17 protein-coding genes, 1 tRNA gene and 1 pseudogene are annotated in these 23783 nt (G+C 65.0%); 2 read left to right on the top strand and 17 right to left on the bottom strand.

Annotated elements, in window-relative coordinates; all coding sequences use genetic code 11:
- Positions 1 to 497 precede the first annotated feature (497 nt).
- From AC0L3J_RS36265 to AC0L3J_RS36240, 6 genes are all read right to left on the bottom strand, one after another.
- Complete coding sequence (locus AC0L3J_RS36265) at positions 498 to 881, bottom strand: RidA family protein (protein WP_027566903.1); 384 nt, start codon at positions 879 to 881, stop codon at positions 498 to 500.
- Positions 882 to 923: 42 nt separating this feature from the next.
- Entirely contained in the window at positions 924 to 3257 is a 2334-nt protein-coding gene (locus tag AC0L3J_RS36260; protein ID WP_473350276.1) for an acetamidase/formamidase family protein, read from the bottom strand.
- Between the two features lie 133 nt (positions 3258 to 3390).
- Entirely contained in the window at positions 3391 to 4632 is a 1242-nt protein-coding gene (locus tag AC0L3J_RS36255) for an acetamidase/formamidase family protein (RefSeq protein WP_473350275.1), read from the bottom strand.
- Positions 4633 to 4681: 49 nt separating this feature from the next.
- Positions 4682 to 6304 (bottom strand): amino acid ABC transporter permease/ATP-binding protein, encoded by a 1623-nt coding sequence (locus AC0L3J_RS36250; protein WP_473350274.1) that lies wholly within the window; start codon positions 6302 to 6304, stop codon positions 4682 to 4684.
- Complete coding sequence (locus tag AC0L3J_RS36245; protein WP_007610235.1) at positions 6304 to 7221, bottom strand: ABC transporter substrate-binding protein; 918 nt, start codon at positions 7219 to 7221, stop codon at positions 6304 to 6306. Before AC0L3J_RS36245 ends, AC0L3J_RS36250 begins: the two co-directional genes overlap by 1 nt.
- A 429-nt stretch (positions 7222 to 7650) precedes the next feature.
- Positions 7651 to 7914, bottom strand: a complete 264-nt coding sequence (locus AC0L3J_RS36240) for a hypothetical protein (protein ID WP_461323084.1) — start codon at positions 7912 to 7914, stop codon at positions 7651 to 7653.
- 254 nt (positions 7915 to 8168) lie between these two features.
- Between AC0L3J_RS36240 and AC0L3J_RS36235 the strand changes: the two genes are divergently transcribed.
- Complete coding sequence (locus AC0L3J_RS36235; protein ID WP_007610233.1) at positions 8169 to 8381, top strand: hypothetical protein; 213 nt, start codon at positions 8169 to 8171, stop codon at positions 8379 to 8381.
- Between the two features lie 86 nt (positions 8382 to 8467).
- Here AC0L3J_RS36235 and AC0L3J_RS36230 read toward each other — a convergent pair whose 3' ends face one another.
- The 9 genes and pseudogenes from AC0L3J_RS36230 to AC0L3J_RS36190 form a co-directional block, all read right to left on the bottom strand.
- Complete coding sequence (locus AC0L3J_RS36230) at positions 8468 to 8614, bottom strand: hypothetical protein (RefSeq protein WP_007610232.1); 147 nt, start codon at positions 8612 to 8614, stop codon at positions 8468 to 8470.
- A 188-nt stretch (positions 8615 to 8802) separates the two neighbouring features.
- Positions 8803 to 8876, bottom strand: a tRNA-Cys gene (locus AC0L3J_RS36225).
- A 57-nt stretch (positions 8877 to 8933) separates the two neighbouring features.
- Positions 8934 to 9530, bottom strand: a pseudogene (locus AC0L3J_RS36220) (ABC transporter ATP-binding protein); the annotation flags it as partial.
- A 166-nt stretch (positions 9531 to 9696) separates the two neighbouring features.
- Entirely contained in the window at positions 9697 to 10413 is a 717-nt protein-coding gene (locus AC0L3J_RS36215; protein ID WP_456764398.1) for an ABC transporter permease, read from the bottom strand.
- A gap of 198 nt (positions 10414 to 10611) precedes the next feature.
- Entirely contained in the window at positions 10612 to 11346 is a 735-nt protein-coding gene (locus tag AC0L3J_RS36210; protein ID WP_456764399.1) for a tRNA-uridine aminocarboxypropyltransferase, read from the bottom strand.
- 41 nt (positions 11347 to 11387) lie between these two features.
- Positions 11388 to 14492, bottom strand: coding sequence for an efflux RND transporter permease subunit (locus tag AC0L3J_RS36205; RefSeq protein WP_473350273.1), 3105 nt, complete (start codon positions 14490 to 14492; stop codon positions 11388 to 11390).
- On the bottom strand, positions 14492 to 17641 hold the full coding sequence (locus AC0L3J_RS36200; RefSeq protein WP_473350272.1) for an efflux RND transporter permease subunit: 3150 nt from the start codon (positions 17639 to 17641) through the stop codon (positions 14492 to 14494). Before AC0L3J_RS36200 ends, AC0L3J_RS36205 begins: the two co-directional genes overlap by 1 nt.
- 36 nt (positions 17642 to 17677) lie before the next feature.
- Positions 17678 to 19087, bottom strand: a complete 1410-nt coding sequence (locus AC0L3J_RS36195) for an efflux RND transporter periplasmic adaptor subunit (RefSeq protein WP_473350271.1) — start codon at positions 19085 to 19087, stop codon at positions 17678 to 17680.
- Positions 19077 to 20561 (bottom strand): efflux transporter outer membrane subunit, encoded by a 1485-nt coding sequence (locus tag AC0L3J_RS36190; protein ID WP_473350270.1) that lies wholly within the window; start codon positions 20559 to 20561, stop codon positions 19077 to 19079. Before AC0L3J_RS36190 ends, AC0L3J_RS36195 begins: the two co-directional genes overlap by 11 nt.
- Positions 20562 to 21299: 738 nt before the next feature.
- Here AC0L3J_RS36190 and AC0L3J_RS36185 point away from each other — a divergent pair.
- Positions 21300 to 22334 (top strand): cysteine synthase A, encoded by a 1035-nt coding sequence (locus tag AC0L3J_RS36185; RefSeq protein WP_027566889.1) that lies wholly within the window; start codon positions 21300 to 21302, stop codon positions 22332 to 22334.
- On the opposite strand, the gene AC0L3J_RS36180 is transcribed toward AC0L3J_RS36185, so the two are convergent.
- On the bottom strand, positions 22331 to 22864 hold the full coding sequence (locus AC0L3J_RS36180; RefSeq protein ID WP_473350269.1) for a DUF805 domain-containing protein: 534 nt from the start codon (positions 22862 to 22864) through the stop codon (positions 22331 to 22333). The two genes, AC0L3J_RS36185 and AC0L3J_RS36180, sit on opposite strands and share 4 nt — an antisense overlap.
- Before the next feature lie 136 nt (positions 22865 to 23000).
- Positions 23001 to 23783: O-linked N-acetylglucosamine transferase family protein (locus AC0L3J_RS36175; protein ID WP_473350268.1), on the bottom strand; the 783-nt coding region annotated here is incomplete at its 5' end.

The raw sequence follows: 23783 nt of genomic DNA, 5'->3' as shown, positions 1-23783 counted from the left end.
GTGGTTTGACGGCTTATGCCGAGCTCTCCCCGGGGAGCGATGCACTATTGCCCCCGTCGCCTTGCGGATGGCTGATGCGAATGCCCGGTCGAGCAGCCCACATCACCACAAGACTTGACGCACAGACCCCGGGCGTCAGGACGACACGGTTTTGCCGTACGCTAATAGCATCGGTCGTGTGCGCGATGCCCTCGCTCACGGTTTCCCGCCCTGCGAAGCCCTTCGCGCCGATGTGACTAACGTCCACCGCAGCTCACCCCGCGTTCGTGACGATCGCGATACGCCCCTCTGACAGGGGTGAGGTGGCGAAGGAATACGCCCAAGTCGATCGGTAAAGCGGAATATTTTTGCGAGATCAGATTGACCTGTCGTTTGGGTGTTTTGCACGTCGGGCAACGCAAGGGATTGTAGCCCGGATGAGCGAAGCGACATCCGGGACTCGTTCGCGCGGCAGTCCCGGATATCGCTGCGCTCATCCGGGCCACGAAAAGCCGAACTCACGGCCGGCGGCAGACCAGGTCAATCTCGATCAGCGCGTCGTAGGCAAGCCCGGTGACACCGACGCAGGTGCGGGCCGGCAGGCGGTCGGGCGGAAAGAACCCGCGATAAGTCTCGTTCATTGCGGTGTAGTCTTCCTTGAAACGTGTGAGATAAATGCGTGTCATCACGACGTGTTCGAGACCGAGATCGACGCCCGCCAATACTACCTTCAAATTCTCCATCACCGCCCTCGTCTGCGCGACGATGCCGTCGGGCAACACGCCCGGTGTTTGCGGCGTGTCCGGCATCTGGCCGGTGACGAAGACAAAACCGTCGGTCTCCACCGCGTGGCTGAAGGGCGCGACCGGCTTCGGTCCGCCGCTGATCATGTGGAATTTCACTGGGGTTCCTTGTTACGGCGCTTCTTTCAAGGGAAGGCTTGTCTAGGGGTAGGTTTGGAACAAGCGCTTGCTGATGATCGCGTGCACGCCCCAATTGCCGTCGACCACCTGCGTGACGCCGAAATCGACGGCGGCCGACATCAGCGCGATCGCCTCGTCCTCGCTCAGCCCCTTCACGTTCATCAGGAAGCGTCGCATCTTGCGAAACGCATCTTTCATGGCGAGGTCGAGCGAGGACTTTGCGTAGACTTCGCTCTGGCCCTGAGCGCCGAACTCGGCGAGGTAGTTGGGATGGCTGAATCCGGTCAGGACCCAATCGAACTCGGTCTCGATCAGCGGATAAGACAGATCGGCGAAGGGCTGACCGGCGAGGTCGGCCTTCTTGTGCAGGATCACCTCGAAGCTTCCGGTCATTGAGCATTCAATCGCGGTGCCGCTCAATTCGCCGTCACCTTGCGTGGCATGGGGATCGCCGACCGACAACAATGCGCCGGGAACGGAGACCGGAAGATAGACGGTCGCCCCCTTCCCGAGGCGCCAATTGTCGAGATTGCCGCCGAAATAGGACGGCGGCACGGAGTCGATGAAATCGACCTCACGCGGCGCCACCGCGATCACGCCGAAATGCGGACGCAAGGGAATGCGGATGCCGTCGAGCACGGCGTGGCGGCGCTTCACCGTGCCGGGCAATACCGGAACGCCGGGATAGTCGTAGGTGGCGTGCACCACGCCAAACGGGTCGGTCTGCGGCTCCCAGCGGTAGGAATACAGCGCCCGGGCATGCGGCGCGTCGGCGTCGTCGAAGATTTCGTAGATCGTCACGACCTCGCGCGGCTTCGGCCCTGAAAGAAATTCGTCGTAATGATAGCCCCACCAGGCCGCGACCGAGGAGCCGAACACGCGTCCTGAATGTTTCGGATGACGACTTGCGCGCGGTACGATGTCGAGGATCCGCACTTCCAGCACGTCGCCGGGCTGGGCGTCCTTCACCGACACGGGCCCTGTGCAGATGTGCACGCCAAAGCCTTCGCCGGCGCCGCGTCCGAATATGCTGGCATCCATCGGACCCGCGCCGCGCCGATCCACGTTCTTCCTCGCCTCGGTCCAGCCGAATACGCTTTCGGCGGCGGTGTCGCCCGCGATCATCAGCTCAGGATCGTCGGAGGCGTGCTGCGTCAGCGTTTCGATGGTGATGGTATCGCCCGAGGCGATCTCGAGCTGCGGCTGTAACGAGCGGCTGAAATATCCCCAATGAACGCGATTCGCTTCGATCGGAAGATGATGATGCTTGCGTTCGGCCGTTCTCGGCTCATCGATGTCGGTACGGGCGAGATTGCCGCGCGCCTCGGCACTCGCCTGGTGCACGCGAAGCTGCGCCAGCGCATCCTGCGGCCAGCCGCGCTGACCGGTTATCCCATGCTGCGTCGTCGCCCGCTCCGCCTCCTGCTGGCGAAACTCGCGCGGCGGCAGTCCGAAGCGATGGCGGAAGGCACGGCTGAAATGCGCGGAATCGCCAAAACCATAGGCGTAGGCGATCTCCGAGATCGAGCGATGCGCCTCGGACGGATTGGACAGATCGGCCCAGGCGCGCTGCAGCCGCCGCTCGCGCACGTAGTGAGTAAAGTTGTCGCTGACGCTCTCGAACAGCTTTTGCAGATAGCGCTCGGAAATTCCTTCGGCCTGCGCGACGCGCGCGGGCACCAGTTCGGGATCGTCGAGGCGGCGTTCGATGGTCTGGCAGATCCGGTGCAGGAGGGCCGACTGCGTCGCGCTCGAACCGGCGTCGGACGTCGAAGCGGCCAATTGATGGGCGAGTGTCAGCAGGAGATCGACGAGCGACTGCGCGACCGCATTCCATTCGGCATCGCTCAGCGTGTCCAGCGTGCGCGCGGTCGCATCCATCAAGTGCGCGAAGACGTCGGCAAAGCCGCTGGGCGGAACGACCCGGGGTTCGCCGAGCCGCGGCCTGCCCGAGCGCCGTCCGTGCTGCGCCTCCGACGTCACCGACAGCACGACGGCGCGCATGTCGCGCTGGAATACGATGCTCCAGTCCCCGCTCCGCGGCAGCAGCACGAGATGGCCGACCGGAACGATACGATGGCCGGCGGCGCTCTTGAGCACCATGCCGTCTTCGACCGGCATCAGCGCGATCGGAACGTCGTCGTTGGATTGCGCGAGCGGTCCGATCGTCTGTGCGCCGGCGGCCATGCGTGTGAGCGCAACACCGGCGGCTTGACGGTGCGATGCGGTCGCATGCCCGTCGAAGAAGGACTGACCGGTAGCAGGTTGCAGGCCCACCGCAGCCAGCACGTCCCGCCAGGCTTCGGGGCGGTCGTCTTGCGCGTAGGACTCGCTCGTGAAGGGACGGAAGCTCATCGGATCGACCCAGATTGCAGTGGATCGAAGCAACCTCTGTGCCAGACGCACGCGGTCATCCGTCGCAGCGACGGGCCGTAAATGACGGTCTTTGGTCACGTCCTCATCCCGAAATGGAATGTGCCTCAATGCATTAGTCGCACCGGAAGATGTTCTTGCGGATCGTGCCGTGAACGCCCCAATTGGCGTCGACCACCTGGGTGACGCCAAAATCGGCGCCGACCGATAGCAGCGAGATCGCCTCGTCCTCGCCCAAGCCGTGCACGGTCATCAGGAACCTCCTGAGCTTGCGGAACGCGTCACGCATCGCACGGTCGAGACTCGAGTGATTGGCAATCTCGGTTTGTGCGTCAGTGCCGAGCGCGGCGAGGTAGTTCGGATAGGTGAAGCCGTAGAACGACCAGGCCTGATCGGTCTCCAGCATCGGATGGTCGAGACCCTCGAGGCTGGTGCCGGCGAGATCGGCCTTCTTGTGCAGGACGAACTCGAAATCACCGGTCAGCGAGGTCTCGATCGCGGTACCGCCAAGCTCGCTGTCGCCTTGCGCGGCGTGGGGATCGCCGACCGAGAAATAGCCGCCGGGGACCGCGACGGGATAGAACATTCGCGCGCCCTTGCCGATGCGCCAGTCGTCGATGTTGCCGCCGGTATAGCTCGGCGGGATCGAGCTGACGAAATCGGCCTCTGACGGCGCAAGCCCCATGGTGCCGAAATGCAGCCGTGCCGGCACCTTGACGCTCGCGAGGATGTTCTCCCGCTTCTTGATGGTGGCGTGATCGACGCGCACGCCGGGATAATCGATGGTCGGATGCACGATGCCGTCAGGATCAGTCTGCGGCGTCCAGACATAGTTGTAGACCGCCTTGGCGCAGGGCTCGCCGGAGGTGTCGAGCTCGAAGATGGTGACGACCTCGCGCGGCTTCGGCTCCTCGATGAGATCGTGATAGTGAAACCCCCAATTCGCGGCGACGTTGGAGCCGAAGCAGCGCCCGGCATGACAGGCGCTGCAGCTCGGCCGCGGCCTGATATCGAGGATGCGCACTTCGAGGATATCGCCGGGCTCGGCGCCATCGATCGCGACGGGACCGGTGAGGAGATGCACGCCGATCCCCTCGCCTGCGCCACGAATGAATGGGCCTTCGACAGGACCCGAGCCGCGCCGCGCGACTGCCTTGTGCTCGCGCGTCCACTGGAACACGCTCTCGGCGCCGGGATCGCCCTGGATCATGCGCTCGTAATCGTCGTTGGCGTGGTGGGTCAGCGTCTCGATGGTAGCGCGATCGCCCGAGCGCAGCGTCAGGGCCGGCGCGACCTTCTTGGAGAAATAGCCCCAGTGGACGGTTTTCGGCGAAACCGGCAGCGTGAAATGCTTCATGAGGTGGCCTCTTCTGGAAACGCGGTCTTGAACGTTGCGGGTGCGGCTCTCATCGCACCGCCTCCGGAGTCTTGTCGGTTTCCATCACGCTGAGGAAACGCGCAGTCAGCGGATTGCGGGGGCTGGAGAGAACCTCATGCGCGGGCCCCTCCTCGATGATCGTGCCGCCGCTCAGGAAAGCGACACGGTCGGCGACCTCGTCCGCGAAGCGGATCTGGTGCGTCGAGATGATCATGGTGAGACCATCATCGATGGCGAGCCGCCGGATCACCTCCAGGACCTCGCTGACGAGCTCGGGATCGAGCGCCGAGGTCGGCTCGTCCAGGAGCAGCACGCTGGGGTTCGGTGCGAGCGCTCGGGCGATCGCGACGCGCTGCTGCTGACCGCCGGAGAGATGCCGCGGCAGCGCGTCGGCGCGGTGCGACAGCCCGACCCGGTCGAGCAGCTCGGCGGCGCGGCGATCGGCATCGATGCGGGTCATGCCGTGCACCCAGCGCAAGGGACCGGCAATGTTCTCCTTCGCCGAGAGATGGGCGAACAGGTTGAATTGCTGGAACACCATCCCGACGCCCACGCTTGCCCGCTCATTGGCGATCGCGCGGGGCGGCAGCAGCTTGCCGTCGTCATCAAAACCGAGGCGCCGGCCGCCGACGCGCACCGTGCCTCCGTCCCAGCTTTCGAGATGATTGATGCAGCGAAGCAGCGTGCTCTTGCCGGAGCCGCTGGGGCCGAGCAGCGCGACGACCTCTCCGACGCGCACCGTAAGATCAAGGCCGCCGAGCACCTTTTGCGCGCCGTAGCTCTTGGTGAGGTCCCTGGTCTCGACCGCGATGTTGTTGCGCGAAATCGTCGCCGCGCGCCGGCTGCGCTCCTCGCGGGTCAGCGCCCGCGGCGGCGTGTCGACAGGCTGCGCCGGCACGGGTTCGGGCTCATGCGCCGTGGCTGCGGCAAGTTCGAGCTTGGTGGCGAGATCGACGCGGCGCCAGGGCAGATAATCGGCGAGCTTGCGCTGGCGACCTTTGGCGCGGTCGAGATCGAGCAGCCATTCGACAAAAAGCTGGATGATGCTGATGGCAAAGGTCAGCACGAGATACAGCAAGCCCGAGGCGAAGAAGATCGAGAAGAAGTCGAAGGTCGAGGACGCAAGCTGGGTCGAGCGCAAGGTCAGCTCCTGGACCGCGACCACGGAGGCGAGCGACGAATTCTTCAGCGCACTCACGGCCTCGTTGCCGAAGGCCGGGATCATGGTGCGGATCGCCTGGGGCGCGATCACCCGCCACATCAGGATCCGCGGTGTCATGCCGAGCGCCTGGCCGGCCGTCACCTGCCCGCGATCGACGCCGAGCACGCCGGCACGCAGCATCTCGGCGATGAACGGCGCCTCGTTGCAGGCCAGCGCAAGGCCGGCGGCCAGCACCGCCGGCAGTTTGATGCCGATATGCGGCAACGCGTCGTAGGCGAACACCATTTGCAGGATCAGCGGCGTGCCGCGGAAGATCACAGTGTAGGCCCTGGCGATCGCCGCCAGCAGCCAGAAGCGGGAGAGCTGCATGCCGGCGAGGATCAATCCGAGGATCAATCCGCCGCCGAGCCCGAGGGCAGTCACCTCCAGGGTGAGCTCGATGCCCTCGAGCAGATACGGCATGCTCAGGTAATGGAGGAACAGCGACATCAGTCGGCCGTCAGAATGTCAGGCTCCTTGAAGTTGTTCACGTCGAGCCCATGCTTCTTCAGAAGCTCCATATGCGTGCCGGCCTTCTGGACCTCGATCAGGGCTGCGAGCACGGCGTCGCGGAATTTCGGCTTGTCCTTCGGAACGGCGATGCCGACCGAATACGGGATCGTCACCGCTGTCGCCTTCTCCAGCTTGTCCGGATAGGCCTTGACGGCGCTGTCGACGGTGTTGACGTCGTTGACATAGGTGTCGGCACGACCGGCGAGGATCGCCTGGATGCAGTTGGCGTTGTTGTCGTAGAGCTGGACGGTGGGCTCGGCCTTGCCCGCCTTCTTGCACTCGGGCATCAGCGCCTGGATCAGGGGCACCTCGACATAGCCCGTGTTTTCAGCGGCCGCGGCGCCGCACATCGACATGTTGATGCCGTTGATGCCCTTCGGATTGCCCTTGGCCACCAGCACGCCGTCGAACACTTTCGAATAGGTGATGAAGTCGGCGGCCTTGGCGCGCTCCTTGGTGGCGTAGATATCGGAAATCACGATGTCGGCTTGTCCCGCGGCCAGCGTGGTCAGGAGCGCCGCGAACGTCACCGGCTTGTAGGTCAGCTTGAAGCCGAGGCATTCGCCGATGGCTTCGCCGAGATCGATGTCGAAGCCGATATATTTGCTCGGATCCTTCGGATCGATGGTCTCGTAGCCCGGCGTGTGCGGGTTGATGGCGTTGACGAGCGTCTTGCCCTTCCAGTCCGGATATTTGTCCTGGAGCGCAGCGCAGGCCGCAGGCGCCGCAGCCTGCGCGCTCAGGGGCGCAGCTGCCAGCGCGCCGAAAGTGACCGCGGCGCCGAGCGCGGCCTTGCGCCAAGACAGCGATGCACGCGCGTTCCCCCGCGCCTGGGGCAATACCGGTCTCTCCATCTCCAGCTCCTTCGAATTGTCATGGCAATGGCCATGTTCCAGATCGCGGAAGCGAGCCTAGGAGGAGAGCGGACCGGAAAGCTTGTCCGCGGGCGTACAAAAAATTGGATGGAAGGAGCCCGCCATTTGGGCAGGCGGCTGCACAAAAACTGTTCGTGAATGCGGACGCCGCAGCGCGCAATTCCGAATTCGGAAGAACCATATGATCCCGCGCTACGCCGCGATCTGCGCGATCAGCGAATCATTCGGTGATGTCATTTGACAGAGATATGACAATCGAAGGACGCATCTGCGGGCGGCGTCCGAAGCACATCACTGCCTTCCACAGCCTGTCCGCAGCATACCCACAGCCAATCCACAGGCCGACTATGCCGGATTCGCGAGCCCGCGCGAGCCACTTGCTGCGCACAAACCCACAGGCCTGGCATGTCAGCCGCCGGCCTGATCGAACACGCTGCGGCAAGCCTCGCTCAAGCTTGACCTGTTACGGCGCAGGCACGCTGTGATGGCGCGAACGTTGGGGATTTCGCCGGCGCAGAGCCGGTAGACGTCGGGGGTACAGGCCCGGCGCTGCTCGGGCGTTCCCTGCTGCGCATGGGCGGCGGAGGCAAACAGCGTCAGGAACAGCCCGACCGTCGAGGCGCGACGCGCCCGGCTTTTCACACCCGCAAACCGCAAGAACCTCGCCTTCATGACCAGTCTCCCGTCTGCCTTGCCCGCCGGCCTGTCTTGGCCGGTGTGCGAAGGGGTAGGAGAAATAAACAGCCGAAGATGTGACCTCCTTCACACTGGAGGCACCCGGCAGGAACCTAAGTTTCCCAACGGGATTTCATCAATCGCTAACCAATCGGGACCCGATTGGCCGATCGTTAAAATGCGAACGATCGGCTCAACCGGGAAACAAATCGGCTTTGCGACATTGCGCCATCCGCGGTCCGGAGGGTGTGATGAGCGAAGCCGAATTCAACTTGCTGCTGGATGCCGTCCAGGACGCCATGGTCCATGACGATCTGGCGTTCGTACCGGGGGAGGATTTCGTGCCGCGCTCGTGGACCTATTACGCGAAGCCCAACGCCTCCGCGAAACCGAAGGCCGCCAATGACAACGAGGGCGCCTGGCCCCTGCTGCCGTTTCCGGACGGCTGGTACGCGGCCTGCTAAGGCCAATTTCACCGTGAGCCGATGCGCCCGCGCCCTGCGGGCGTTTTGCTATGGGCCCTACGCCGCGAGATTCGGCGTGCCCGCGATCAGGTCTTGACGCGCTCTCCGCCGTCCTGCGGCGCCTGGTCGGGTGCGGCCGGCGGAAAGATGCTGTCATAGATCGCGCGGGCCTCGCGAATGAGGCGAGCCCGCTCCAGCTCGGATTTCGGGACAAATCGGACGATTTCGCTCACGTGCTCTCCAGCGCTCGATCGTTGGGATGCATCACTTCGCAGATGCGAAGACTATGCCAGCAGGCTGAATGGCGGGTTTCCGCCGGGCCCCGGGCAAACCCGGTGTGCGCCGCCACCACGCATTGCCGCCGCAGGCTGATGGCAGCCGCGATGCGATCGAATATTGCTGAGATATCAGGAGGTTGTGATGGAGGCCACGTCGGGACTCGAACCCGAGTAAACGGTTTTGCAGACCGGCGCGTAACCACTCCGCCACGTGGCCCCAACGAGGGCGGAGCAATATAGGGGATCACGGGTTTAGGCAACCCCGACCGGGCAGCTACGCCTTCGCGCCGCCGAGATATTGGCCGAGAATCTCGTCGGTTGCGCCGGCCGCCACGATCCGCCCCTCCCCCAGAAGAATCGCGCGGTTGCAGGTGCTCTTGATCAGCGCGATGTCGTGCGAGGCGAGCACCAGAATGCCGGCGCGCACGACGATCTCGTCGAGCCGCTGCCGCGCCTTCTTGCGGAACTGCTGGTCGCCGACGCCGATCCATTCGTCGAGAAGCACGATCTCGCCCTCGACGGCGGTTGCGACCGCAAAGATCAGGCGCAGCATCATGCCGCTGGAATAGGTGCGCAGCGGCAGGTCGAGCCGGTCGCCAAGCTCGGTGAATGCGGCGATCTCCGCGCGCTTGGCGTCGATCTCGGAGCGCCGTGCGCCGATCACGAGGCCACGCCGCATGATGTTCTCATAGCCGGTCGCCTCCTCGTCGAAACCGGCCGAGAGATCGAACAGCGGCAGGCAGCGGCCGAGCACGTCCACGCTGCCCGACGTCGGGTGGTAGATGCCGGCGAGCACCCGCAGCAGCGTGGTCTTGCCGGCGCCATTGGCGCCGACGATGGCGACGCGGTCGCCGGCACGGATATCGAGGCTGACGTCGTTCAACGCGGAGACGATGTGCGGGACCGCTGTGTTCCGCCGCAACGTCACGGCGCTGACGAACCGGCTGCGCAGCGAGCGGTCGCGGAACGACAGCACCGGAAACCTCACCGAGACGTTGCGAAGCGCGATATGAGCTGCAGGGGTCATATCTCGCACCTCACAGCCAATAGGCCACGCGATGGCGGTATTTTGCGTAGCAGCCGAGGCTGATGACGGCGACGACGGTCGCATAGATGATCCCGAGCAGCCATTGCGCCGTATCGGTCGGCTGCGACAATAGCGGCCTGCGCACCAGATCGAGCAGCGTCGCGATCGGATTGGCGCGGATCAGCCAATAAAACGCGGTGCCGCGTACGGTGTCCTCGGTCCAGATGATCGGCGTCAGGAAGAATACGAATTGCAGGCCGCTGACGATCGCCGAGCCGATGTCACGAAACCGCGCGCAGAGCATGCCGAGCGCAACCGAGCCGCCCAGTAGCACAGTGAGCAGGATCGCGAAGCCCGGTACCACGAGCAGCATGCTCCCATGCAGCGGCCACGGCATCACGACATAGAGCAGGACGACGATCACCAGATGATGCGCAAAGATGAGGACGTTGCGCGCGATCATCTGGAGCACATGCACGATCAGCGGCGCCGGCACGGCCTTGATCAGATGGCCTGATGCCACGAAGATGTTGGAACCTTCCTGGAGCGTCGTCGCGATCAGCGTCCAGACGATCAGGCCGACGGCAAAGGGCGGCAGAAAGCTCGCGATGTCCTGCCTGAACAGTGCCGCATAGACCGTGCCGACGCTGGCAATGGTCGCAGCGAGCGTCAGGGTGATCCAGAGCGGGCCGATCACGGTGCGCCGGTAGCGCAGCGAAATGTCCATCAGGGCAAGCGTGCCCCAACGATCGAACCGCGCCGCCTGGGCAAGGATCTCCTTGGCTGCAAGCTGAATGCGACGGCCCCTTCCGTTTCCGGCGTTCCGATGGTGCGACAGGATAGCAGATCGCGGCCTGTTGGCCGATGGTCTCTATCCGCCCGCCTCTCGCGGGACAATCGGCCGTACGGATGATCCGGACCGGACTCAGGCTCGCTTGCCCCGCCGGACACCGCGCCGGCGGTCCTTGACCGGCGGCTTTGGCGCCAATTCGGGCATCTCGGTCTGAACCTCACGGTAGCGGGTTAACATCCGTTCGAAACAGGCATTCAGCGTCTCAGCGATGTCCGGGCGCTTCTCCAGAGTGGAGAGGATCGTCGCTGCGGCCTCGATGGTCGACAGTCCGTCCTTCCGAGGCTCCTTGCGCAGGCGCCCGTAGCGCGATGGCGCGGCCGGGTTGAGGATGACGCGCTGGCATTTCAGCATCCAGGGGTTGCGCCACCAGAGGGCCTTGGCTTGGCTCCAGGTGCCGTCGAGCAGCACCACACCTTCGAGCTTGCCGAGGCGCGCGCGCTGGTTGTCCGCGACCTCGCCCTTGCGGTTGAGGGCCAGGATTTCGCCCTCGGCCTCGAGGTCGGCGGCGTGCGCCGAGCCGAGATAGAGCACAGCCCAGTGCGAGGCGTTCTCGATCGGCTGCCCCAGCGCCTTGGACAGGCTCGGCCAGGACAAGCCGACCCGCAGCGTGGCACCGGCGAAATGCTTCGCAAGCAGCCGGGCGGTGCCGAGCGCCCTGTCCTGTTCCTGCGGATGCTGAAGGATCAGGAGTCCAAGGCGGTTTTTAAGCGGCGTGACGCTGTCGCAGATGCACAGCGGCATCGGCTTCTGGCAGTGCGGGCATTCGGGGATCGGATCGGCCGGCGCGGCGGCGGTGGGGTTCGACATGGTCGCCGCTATACGCTCTGCAAGGCGGTTCAACAACCCGCCTATTCCGCCGGCGCGGCCAGCGGGCGCGGCTCGCGGCGTCGGCGCAGACGGTCGATCAGCAGGTAGATCACGGGCGTGGTGTAGAGCGTCAGGATCTGTGAGACGAACAGCCCGCCGATGATGGTGATGCCGAGTGGACGGCGCAGTTCCGTGCCGGGCCCGGTCGCGACCACCAGCGGAATGCCGGCGAACAATGCCGCCATGGTCGTCATCAGGATCGGGCGGAAGCGCGCTTGGCAGGCCTCGAAGATCGCTTCCGCCGACGACAGCCCGCGCTGGCGCTCGGCATCGAGCGCGAAATCCACCATCATGATGCCGTTCTTCTTGACGATGCCGATCAACAGGATGATGCCGACGAAGGCGATCACCGTCAGCGGGGTGTTGGTGAGCTGCAAGGCCAGCAGCGCGCCGAGGCCCGCGGAGGGCAGCGTCGAGATGATCGTGAGCGGATGGGCGAGGCTCTCATAGAGCACGCCGAGCACGATATACATCGCCACCAGCGCGCCGAGGATCAGGAGCGGCTGGCGGCCGCTGGTCTTGGCGAAATCGCCGGCATTGCCGTCAAAGCTGCCGCGAATGCCCTCCGGCATGTGCAGTTCCTCGACCGCGCGCTGGATGTTCTGCGTTGCGGCCTGGATCTGCACGTCCGGCAACAGATTGAACGACACCGTGGTCGATGGGAACGATTGCGAATGATAGACCGCGAGCGCTGCCAGCCCGCGCGTCGCATGCACCACGGCCGACAGCGGCACCTGCGCGTCGCCCGCGCCGGCGACATAGATGCGTTCGAGGTTGGACGGGTCGACCTGGAATTTGGGGTCGATCTCCAGCACGGTCATGTACTGGTTGCGCTGGGTGTAGATGATCCCGATCTGCCTCTGCGAGAACGCGTTGTTGAGCGCGTTGTCGATATCCTGGACGCGGACGCCGAGCGCCGAGGCCTTCTGGCGGTCGATCGACAAGGTCAGTTGAAGCCCGCCGGGGTCGCGATCGCTCGATACGTCGGTGATGCCCTCGACGCTCTCCATGCGCTTGGCCACGATCGGCGCCCACTTTTGGAGCAAACCGAGGTCGGTGCTGGTTAGCGTGTACTGGTAGTCGGAATCGCTCTGCCGTCCGCCGGCGCGCACATCCTGGGCAGCGAACATGAACAGGCGGATGCCGGGCACCGGGTACAACGCCCGCCTGAGACGGTCGATCACCACCTGGGTCGAGACATGGTCGCGCTCCTCCGGCGGCTTCAGGCTGATGAACATGGTGCCGCGGTTCGAGGTCGGAGCGCCCGGGCCCCCGCCGCCGCCGACCATCGAGCCGATGCCGGCCACCGCCGGATCTTGCATCACGATATCGGCGAGCCGCTGCTGGAGGCTCAGCATCGACTGGAACGAGATGTCGGCCGAGGCGCGCGTCGCGCCGATGACGAAACCGGAATCGTCGGTCGGGAAATAGCCCTTGGGGACCTTGATGTAGAGCACCACGGTGAGGCCGATGGTGGCAAAGAACACCAAAAGCGTCAGCAGTGGAAACTCCAGCACAGTGCGCAGGGTGCGGGTGTAGAAGGCGACGATGCGGGTCAGCGAGCCCTCGATGACACGATCGAACAGCGTGGCGGATCCCGACGTGGTCTGCCTGATATAGTGGGCGCAGATCATCGGCGTGACCGTCAGCGACACCAGCGTCGAGACCAGGATCGCGAAGGTCAGCGTCAACGAGAATTCGCGCAGCAGACGGCCGACGATGCCGTCCATGAAGATCAAGGGCGTGAACGCGGCGATCAGCGACAGGCTGATCGACACCACGGTGAAGCCGATCTGCCGGGCGCCTTCGAGCGCCGCCTGGAGCGGCCGCATGCCGTGCTCGAGATTGCGGTACATGTTCTCGATCATGACGATGGCGTCGTCGACCACGAAGCCGACCGAGATCGCCAGCGCCATCAGCGACAGATTGTCGATCGAGAAGCCCGCGACCCACATCCCGGCGCAGGTCCCGGCCAGCGCCAGCGGCACGGAGATTCCGGCCGCGATCGTCGGCGTGAGGCGGCGCAGGAACACGAACACGACGACCATCACCAAAATGGCGGTCGCCAGCAGCGTCCATTGCATGTCCAGCACGCTGGCGCGGATCGTGCTGGTGCGGTCGACCAGGGTGGAAACATCCACGCCGGCCGGGATCCACTGCTTCAGGTCCGGGATCAGCGCCTTGACCCTGTCCACGGTGTCGATGACGTTGGCGTCGCCCTGCTTGGTGATCTGGATCAGCACCGCCGGCTGCTTGTTGAACCAGGCGATGGAACGAGCGTTGCGGACGGAGTCCTCGATGTCGGCGACGTCGGCCAGCCGGACGAAATTGCCGTTCGAGCTTTTGATGACGATGTCGCGGAACTCTTTCGCCGTGCGCATCTGCCTGTTGAGCGACAGCGTTTCGCTCTGGCGCTCGCCGTTGAAGATGCCGACCGGACCGAGCGGGTTGGCGTTGATGATCGCAGTCCGCACGTCGTCGGTGGCGATGCCGGCGTTGGACAGCGCCACGGGATTGAGCTGAATGCGTATCGCCGGTTGGTCCGCGCCGCTGATCGTCACGTTGCCGACGCCCGGCACCTGCGAGATGCGCTGGGCCAGCACGGTGTCGGCCACGTCGTAGATCGCGCTCGCAGCAAGGGTCTTCGAGGTCAGCGCCAGCACGAAGACCGGGGCGCCTGCGGTGTTCGCCTTGCGGAACCGCGGCAGCGTCGGCAAATCGCTGGGCAGATCGACCAGCGCGGCGTTGATCGCGGCCTGCACGTCGCGCGCGGCCTTGTCGATGTTGCGCCCGATGTCGAACTGGAGCTGGATGTTGGAGACGCCGAGCGACGAAGTCGAGGTGATCTGGTTGATGCCCGCGATCTCGCCGAGCCGGCGCTCCAGCGGCGACGCCACCGTCGCCGCCATCACCGACGGATCGGCCCCCGGCCGGCTCGCCGAGACGAAGATTGCGGGAAAATCGATGTTCGGGACCGAGGCGACCGGGAGGAACTCGTAGGCCACGATACCCAGCAGGAACAACCCGATCGACAGCAGCGTGGTCGCGACCGGGCGGCGGATGAAGGGCTCCGAGATCGATGCCATCACTGCATCCCCTCGGTCGCGCCCGCGACCGGCGGCCCGCCGGACTCCGCAGGCGGCAGCGCCTGCTCGAGGCGGCGATTGATGCGGTCGAGTGCGAGGTAGATCACCGGGGTGGTGTAGAGCGTGAGCAATTGGCTGAGCAGCAGGCCGCCGATGATGGAGATGCCGAGCGGAAAGCGCAGCTCGGCGCCGGTACCGCTCTCGATCGCCAGCGGCAGCGCGCCGAACAGCGCGGCCAGCGTCGTCATCATGATCGGGCGGAAGCGCAAGAGGCAGGCCTGCACGATCGCCTCCTGCGCCGGCATCCCCTGCCCGCGCTCGGCCTCGAGCGCGAAGTCGATCATCATGATCGCGTTCTTCTTGACGATGCCCATCAACAGGATGATGCCGATCAACCCGATCACCGAGAGGTCCTGCCCGCACAGCATCAGCGCCAGGATCGCGCCGACGCCGGCCGAGGGCAGCGTCGAGAGGATCGTGATCGGGTGGATGTAGCTCTCGTAGAGCACGCCGAGCACGATGTAGATCGTGATCACGGCGGCCAGCAGCAGCCAGGGCTGGCCCGCCAGCGCCTTGGCGAATTCGGCGGCGTCGCCGGCATAGACGCCGACGATGCTGTTGGCCATCTCGATGCGGGTCTCGATGGTCTTCACGGCCTCGACAGCGTCGCCGAGCGCCGCGCCCGGGGCGAGATTGAAGCTGAGCGAGATCGACGGGAATTGCGCCTGGTGCGAAATCGCGAGCGGCGCGGTGGTGCGGGTCAGCGTCGCCACGGCGGAGAGCGGCACCTGTGCGTTGGGCGCGCCGGCAGTCGCGCTCGCCGCGCCCGGCAGATAGAGCTTCGACAGGATCGAGGGATCGCGCTGGTACATCGGCAGCGCTTCCAGCACCACCCGGTACTGGTTGGCCTGGCCGTAGATCGTCGATATCTGACGCTGCGCGAAGGCGTCGTTGAGCGTGTCGGTGATGCCCTGGAGGCTGACACCGAGCTGGCCGGCGCGGGTGCGGTCGACCGTGAGCTGCGCCCGCAGACCGCCTTCCTGCGCCTCCGAGGAGACGTCGCGGAACAGCGGATCGCGCCGCATCTCGGCAACCAGCTTGCGCGCCCATTCCGACACCAGGGCGGCGTCGGTGCCGGTCAGCGTGTACTGGTATTGCGAGCGGCTCGACTGGGTCGAGATCTGCACGTCCTGCACCGGCTGGAAGTAGACGGTCATGCCGGGGATGGCGGCCACCCGCTCCTTCAGTCGGGTGATGACCACGCTGACATCGTCGCGCCGCTCGCCGCGAGGTTTCAGCGTCATGACAAGACGGCCGACATTGGTGGTCGGATTGACCGAGCCTGCACCGATCACCGAGACCACGCCGGTGACATCAGGGTCGGCCTTGATAGCCTCGGCCGCGTCGGCCTGCCGCTTCTGCATCTCCACGAACGACACGTCGGGACCGGCTTCCGTCACCGCCGTGATCGAGGCGGTGTCCTGCAGCGGCAGGAAGCCCTTCGGCGCGACGACGTAGAGCGCCAGGGTCGCAATCAGCGTGGCGAAGGTCACGACCAGCGTCGCGCGCTGGCGCTCCAGCACCCAGAGCAGCGTGCGGTGATAGAACTCGACGGTGCGGTCGATGAAGCGGCTGACCGCGGCAAGCCCCGGCACTGCCAGCTCTTCATGGGCATGCTTGAGCAGCCGCGAGCACATCATCGGTGTCAGCGTCAGCGAGACGACGGCCGAAGTCACGACCGCGATCGTCAGCGTCAGCGCGAATTCGCGGAACATGCGACCGACAAGGCCCGACATGAACAGCAGCGGAATGAACACCGCGATCAGTGACACCGTCAGCGAGATCACGGTGAAGCCGATCTCGCTGGCGCCCTTCAGCGAAGCCTCCATCGCGCTGTCGCCATTCTCCATGTGGCGGACGATGTTCTCGATCATCACGATGGCGTCGTCGACGACGAAGCCGGTGCCGATGGTGAGCGCCATCAGCGACAGATTGTCGAGGCTGAAGCCGGCGAAATACATGATGCCGAAGCTCGTGATCAGCGAGAGCGGCAGCGCCACGCCGGCGATCAGCGTGGCGCGCAGCGAACGCAGGAACAGCAGCACCACCAGCGTCACCAGCACGACGCTCAGGATCAGCGTGAACTGCACGTCGCGGACCGAGGCACGGATGGTGACGGTGCGGTCGGAGACGATGGTGAGGTTCACGCCGGCCGGAATAGCGCGCTGGACCTTGGGGATTTCCGCGCGGATCTGGCTGACAACGTCGATCACATTGGCGCCGGGCTGACGCTGGATGTCGATGATGACGGCGGGCGAGCCCTGGTACCAGCCACCGGTGCGGTCGTTCTCGAGGCCATCGACGATCTGGGCGACGTCGGCAATCGTGACCGGCGAACCGTTGCGGTAGGCGATGATGACAGGCTTGTAGGCGTCGGCGGCGGCGATCTGGTCGTTGGCGGCGATGATGTAGGATTGCTGGGCGCCGTCGAGCGAGCCTTTCGGCCCGGAGACGTTGGCATTCGCGATCGCGGTGCGCAGGTCTTCCATGGCGATGCCATAGGCAGCGAGCCGCGCGAGATCCGCCTGGATGCGGACGGCTGGCTTCAGTCCGCCGAGCACAGAGACGCGCCCGACGCCGGAAATCTGGCTCAGCCGCTGCGCCAGAAGCGTGTCGGCGATGTCGCTCATCGCCCGCAACGAGATCGTGTCGGAGCGCAGCGCCAAAGTCATGACCGGCGCATCGGCCGGGTTCACCTTGGCGTAGGTCGGCGGATAAGGCAGCGTCTTCGGCAGCACGCCGGCCGCCGCATTGATCGCGGCCTGAACATCCTGGGTGGCGCCGTCGATGTCGCGGTTGAGATCGAACTGCAGCGAGATCTGGCTGACGCCGAACGAGCTCGTCGAATTCATCGCCGATAGCGACGGGATCTGACCGAGTTGCCGCTCCAGCGGCGCGGTGATCAGCGAGGCGATCACGTCGGGGCTCGCGCCGGGCAGTTGCGTCGTCACCTGCACGGTCGGGAAATCGACCTGCGGCAGCGCAGACACGGGCAGCGCGAAATAGCCGAGCAGCCCACCGATCAGAAGCGCGATGCCGAGCAACGAGGTCGCGATGGGACGGCGGATGAAGGGTTCGGAGACGCCCATGGGATGCGCCTGCCGCTCAGGCGGCTGTTGTCGGGATCATGGCTGCTTGGCTCCACTTCCCGATGCACCCGGACTTGACGGAGGCCCTGGTGCCGGTCCGGTCTGGCCCTTCTGGTCGCCTTCGCTGCTCTTGCGCTTGGCCCGGAACTCGCCGTCCTTGTCTTGTCCGTCCTTCTGGCCGTCTTTTGCGCCGTCCTTCTTCTGACCGTCCGGCCCGCGCGAGCGCTTGCGCGGCGCGAGATCGGCCGACGGGGTCTGGTCGTCGCGGCCGATGACCACCTTGGAGCCATCGGACAGATTGGCAAAGCCGGTGGTGACGACCTTGTCGGTCGCCGACAGGCCGCTGGCGATGACGGCGTCATGCTCGTTCTGCTGCGTGACCGTCACCGGCTTGGCCGCAACCACGTTGTCCTCGCCGATGACATAGCTGAAGGTGCCGATCGGTCCGCGCTGCACGGCCGAGGTCGGCACCACCAGCGCCTGCGTCAAGGTCTCGACCTTGAGGCGGACATTGACGAACTGGCCGGGCCAGAGCTGGTAATTGGCGTTGGGGAATTCGGCCTTGAGCCTGAGCGTTCCCGTGGTCTGGTCGACCTGGTTGTCGATGCCGGTGAGCTTGCCGGTGTCGATCACGGTGAGGCCGTCATTGCCGAACACGTCGACCGCGAGCGCGCCCTTCGCCGCCGCGGCGTTGACCCGCATGATCTGCTGCTGCGGCAGGCTGAACCACACCGCGATCGGCTGCAATTGCGTGATCACCACGAGACCGGTGGTGTCGGAGGCGTGGATGATGTTGCCCTGATCGACCTGGCGCAGGCCGGCGCGGCCCGAGATCGGCGCCACGATCTTGGTGTAGCTCAGCGTCGCCGCCGCGTTGTCGATCGCGGCCTGATCGGCCTTGACCAGTGCCTCGGTCTGCGCGACCAGCGCACGCTGGGTGTCGGCCTGCTGCTTGGATCCGGCATTGGATGCGGCGAGCTGCTCGTAGCGCGTGAGGTCGATACGCTGGTTGGCGAGCTGGGCCTGGTCCTGCGCCTTCTTGGCGACGGCCTGATCGTACGTCGCCTGATAGAGCGCCGGGTCGATCTCACCGACCACGTCACCCTTCTTGACGTCCTGTCCTTCGGTGAAATTGACCGCGATCAGCTTGCCGTCGACCTGCGAGCGGACGGTCACGGTGTTGAGTGCGCGGATCGCGCCGACGCCGTCGAGATAGACGGGAACGTCCTGGATGCGGGGCGTCGCCGCCAGCACCGGCACCGGCAGATCGGGCCGCTGGTTGCGGCCATTCGCCTGCTGCGGCTGCTGATGCCAGGTGGTCCAGCCGTAGTAGCCGAGCCCACTGAGGATCGCCAGCGTGATCAGGGTCATGACGAAGCCGCGGCCGCGCGACGTCTTCGCCGTTCCCTCCTTCGCGCCCTGCTTCGTATCCGGCTTAAAGAGCATTGACCGGTTTCTCCATCCTCGGCTCCCAGCCGCCGCCGAGCGCCTGATACAGGCTGACGATAGCAAGAAGGCGGGCAAGTTGCGCCTGCGACAGCGCGTCTTCCGCCTGGAACAGGGTCAGTTGGGTATTGAGCACGGTCACGATGTCGGCGGTGCCGGCGCGCAATTGCTGCTCGGAGAGATCGAAGGCGCGGCGCGAGGCGGTCAGGACATCACGCTGCAATTGCAGCTTGATCGTGGTCTGCTTGATCGAGAACAGCGCATTGTCGACATCGGCGAACGATTGGATGATGGTCTTGCGGTAGGTCTGCAGCAATTCGTCCTGCCGCGCCTTGGCAAACTCGAAATTGCCGAGGATCTTGCCGCCGTCAAAGATCGGCTGCGTCGCGCTGCCGACGAGCTGGAAGAAGGCCGCATGCGGCTGGAACAGCGAGACCAGGGCCGAGCTCTGATAGCCGCCATTGCCGGTAAGCTGGATGGTCGGAAAGAATTGCGCGCGGGCATTGCCGATATTCGCCGTCGCCGAGGCGAGCTGTGCCTCCTGCCGGCGAATGTCGGGGCGCTGCGTCAGGAGCTCCGACGGCAGGCCGGGCGTCACGCGGGGTATAGCGATCCGGTTCAGCGAGCCGCCGAGCACGCGCACGCTCTCCGGCGGCCGCGACACCAGGACTGCAAGCGCATTGACGTTCTGGTCGAGCGTCTGGCGCAGCGGCGGCACCAGTGCCTTCTGGTTTGCGAGCACGCTCTCCTGCTGGGCGACGTCGAGGTCGGTGCCGGTGCCGGCCTTGCGCCGTTCCCTGACGGCATCGAGGATGCGTTGCGCGCTCGCGATGTTGCGCTGTGAGGTCCGGATGCGATCCTGCGAGGCCAGCACCTGGAAATAGGCGTTGGCGACGCCGGCAAGCGTCGTCAGCGCAACGACGTCGCGATCGAAGCGGTTGGCATTGGCCGTTTCTTCCGCCGTTTGCAGGGCGTCTCGGTTCTGGCCCCAGAAATCGAGTTGGTAGCTTGCGCTCAGCGAAGCCTGGTAGTTGACGACCTCACGGCCGCCATTGGTGAGCCCCGAGGCGGAGGAGCCGGAGGTGCGAGAATAGGCCTCCTGCCCGGTGCCGGACAGGCTCGGCAGCAGCGCCGCACCCGCCTGCCGCGCCTGGGCGTCGGCCTGGACGATGCGCGAAACGGCGGCGGCAATGTCGAGGTTGACGGTCTGCGCCTCCTCCATCAGCTGTGTCAGCTCCGCCGAGCGGAAGCTGCGCCACCAATCCAGCGACGGCGGGGCATCCGCCTTGCCCGCGTATTTGTACTGCGTGGGAACGTCGAGCGCGGGATCCGGTAGATCCTGCGTCAGCACGCAAGCGCCCGAGCCGGCGGCGAGGCAAGCGACCGCAAGCCAGCGCGCCGCACGTCGCGTCCGGGACGTGGCGCCTGGAGACCGCCGCACAGCGATCGCAGGAACATTTTGTGTCACACACACCCCCCGCCGGGCAGATCGAGCCGCCACCGCGCTGCCGGAGTAACCGATTCGCGGCGGCACAGTCGGGGGGCTTTGGACAACTCGTTCACAAGGTGATGCTTTCTGCGGAACCTGACGGCCATACTAGCCGGGTGCGGAACAGCGGGACAGTCCCGCAGTTGCGAGATGGCCGCCAAAGTGCGACGATCCCACGGCGAAAAAATTGCAAAAAGTCACTGTCCTGCAGTGCGTTCTTGAATCTCGAAGCCGTTCCGAAGCGCATTCAAGCTTACCAACATTTCATGTGATATTGCCGCCACACCAACGCCAGTGGCTTGAATTCGTCCGTACCGCTCGCAATCCGGCTTCAGAGCTGGTCGCGAAGCCGGGCCGAGCCGGTCCACGAGGTCGTTTAGCATCGAAGATCAATAGGCATTCGTCGTGCCGATATGTCTGCCGGCTTCTGCAGGCTATCCACGCGCGTCGTTATCGACGCGTCCCGCCCAAAGGCGATGAATTGTCGCGAGTGCGCGGACGACGGCCGTAATCTTCCATGTTTTGGCAGAGGCCGACCCGATCTTCCTACCGTTGTCGCACCGCGTAGCCCAGCATCATCGGCGATCACCCTCGCAAGAATTTCACTGCTTCGACGGGCACTTCCGCCGGTTTCGCCGCAGCGCAAAAGCCTTCCCCTTTGGCCTCCCAAGCACTACGTTCTGGCCAACCTGATCAACCCCTTTGCCAGTGATTTGCCCAGACATGACCATCAATAACGACGTTGTCGAAGCCATCGGCAACACCCCGCTGATCAAGCTCAAGCGCGCTTCCGAACTGACCGGCTGCACCATCCTGGGCAAGGCCGAGTTCATGAATCCCGGCCAGTCGGTGAAGGATCGCGCCGGCAAATGGATGATTCTGGAGGCCGAGAAGCGCGGCGAGCTCAAGCCCGGCGGTCTCGTCGTGGAATCGACCGCCGGCAATACCGGCATCGGCCTTGCGGTCGTGGCCAGCGCGCGCGGCTACCGCACGCTGATCGTGATTCCGGAGACGCAGAGCCAGGAGAAGAAGGATTTTCTGAAGCTGTGCGGCGCCGAGCTGCTGGAATCGCCGGCCCTGCCCTATTCCAATCCGAACAACTACCAACATGTCGGCCGCCGCCTCGCTGATGAGCTGCGCAAGACGGAGCCGAACGGCGTGCTGTTCGCCGACCAGTGGAACAACCTCGACAATGCGAAGGCGCATTACGAGTCCACAGGTCCCGAGATCTGGGAGCAGACCGGCGGCAAGATCGACGGTTTCGTCTGCTCGGTCGGCAGCGGCGGCACGCTCGCCGGCACCAGCCGCTTCCTGAAAGAGAAGAGCAAGGACGTCAGGATCGCCTGCGCCGACCCGCACGGCGCCGGCATGTATGAATATTTCAGAACGGGCGATGCCAAGGCGACGCCGGGTGGCTCGATCACCGAGGGCATCGGCCTCAACCGGGCGACCGCAATCGTCGAGAGCGCAAAGGTCGATGACGCCTATCTCATTCCCGATGCCGAAGCGGTCACGGTGATCTACGAACTGCTACAGCACGAAGGCCTGTGCCTCGGCGGCTCGACCGGCATCAACGTCGCCGGCGCGATGCGTCTCGCGAAACAGCTCGGGCCCGGCAAGACGATCGTCACCGTGCTTTGCGATTCCGGCAGCCGTTACCAGTCGAAGCTGTTCAATGCGGACTTCATGCGCGCCAAGAGCCTTCCGGTGCCGGAATGGCTGGAGAAGCGCAGCAACATTAAGCTGCCGTTCGTCTAGCCCCAAGTCGGCCGCGACGATCCCTGCGACACCCGCGCGAGGCGCTCGTTCGATAGCGAAGGCTTGTTCGCGCGTGTGCGCGGCGGGAGGGGAGCGCCGTAGGAGCCCTCGCTGTCGCCGCTCGGCCAGAACATGAGCGCGAGCATCAGCGCGAGGTTGACGAGCACGCCGACCGCCGTTGCCTGGTGCTCCTGCCCGATCGCCCAGGCCGGAAACCGGCCCGCGACGACATGGTCGACGATCATGAGCGCGAACCAGGCAGGCACCACGCAGACCGGATCCCAGCCGATGTCGCGGATGCGCATGGATTGCAGCGTGAAGGTCGCAACTCCGAAGAACACGATCGCGGCGATCATCGCCCAGCTCTTGGTGAGGTCTTCGGGTCGGATCGCGCCGGGCGAGGTGTTGTTCAGCACGGCCATTGCGATTGCAAAGCAGATCGCCGTCATCACGATCGCAAGCGCGACCGTCGCGAGGAAGAAATGCAATCGCCCGAGCCGGGCGTTCAAGCCGAAGACGAAACCGAGCATTGGCGCACCCTTTTTGTCGCCACATGCCCAGAGATAGCTTTCGGAGCCATGAACCGGCACGGTCGCGCAGCGCCGCATGGTTTCCGGAGGACTAAGGTGACCGGCGCAATTCGAGGCTTCGCCCCACCCGGCACGGTCAGGCGCCCTCGCCGCCTTCCGAGGCCGCAGCACAATAGTCGCGCCAGAATTGGCGATAGCCCGCCTCGACGCTGGCCGTGTAGATTTCGACGTTGCCGGCGGAGGACGCTGCGATCCGGGCCGGCAACTCGCTACGCAACTTCGCCAGATGCGCCGGCTGCGCCGCATATTTGCAGGCGATCGCGGCATAGGTCTCGTCGTCCTCGGCGACCCAATCGTTGAGACCGACAGCAGCCACGATCGACCCGCCGGCGCGCGAGGAGGCTCCAATGCCGAGCTTGGCCACGACGGGAACGCCCGCATAGAGCGATTCCCAAGTGCTGACGCCGCCGTTTTGCGGGAACGTGTCGAGCGATATGTCGACGTTCGCAAACGCCCGCAGGTGCTCGTGGCGCGGCGACGAGCCCAGGCAGGTGACATTCTCCTCGGCAACGCCCTGTGCCATGAACCGCGCGACCAAATTGTCGCGCAGCATGGGATCGTCAAGCAGAGTATGCTTGACGATGATCTTCGAACCCGTCACCTCGCGCATCACTTTCGACCACACGCAGATGGCCTCGTCCGAGATCTTGTAGATGCGGTTGAATACGCCGAAGGTGACATGGCCGTTGCGGAGCATGGGCGGCTCCGATGCAGGTAGATCCAAAATGGGATCGATCGTGATCAGGCACGGCAGGTCGTAGACCTTTTCAGCCAGCAGATGGCGCGCCGATTGCGGAATGAAGACGGGATCCGCGAGCACGTAGTCCATGGTCTGAAGGCCCGTGCCCGTGGCGTGACC

The organism is Bradyrhizobium sp. Kon37 (assembly GCF_055807535.1).
This window is presented reverse-complemented; position numbering and strand designations above follow the sequence as displayed.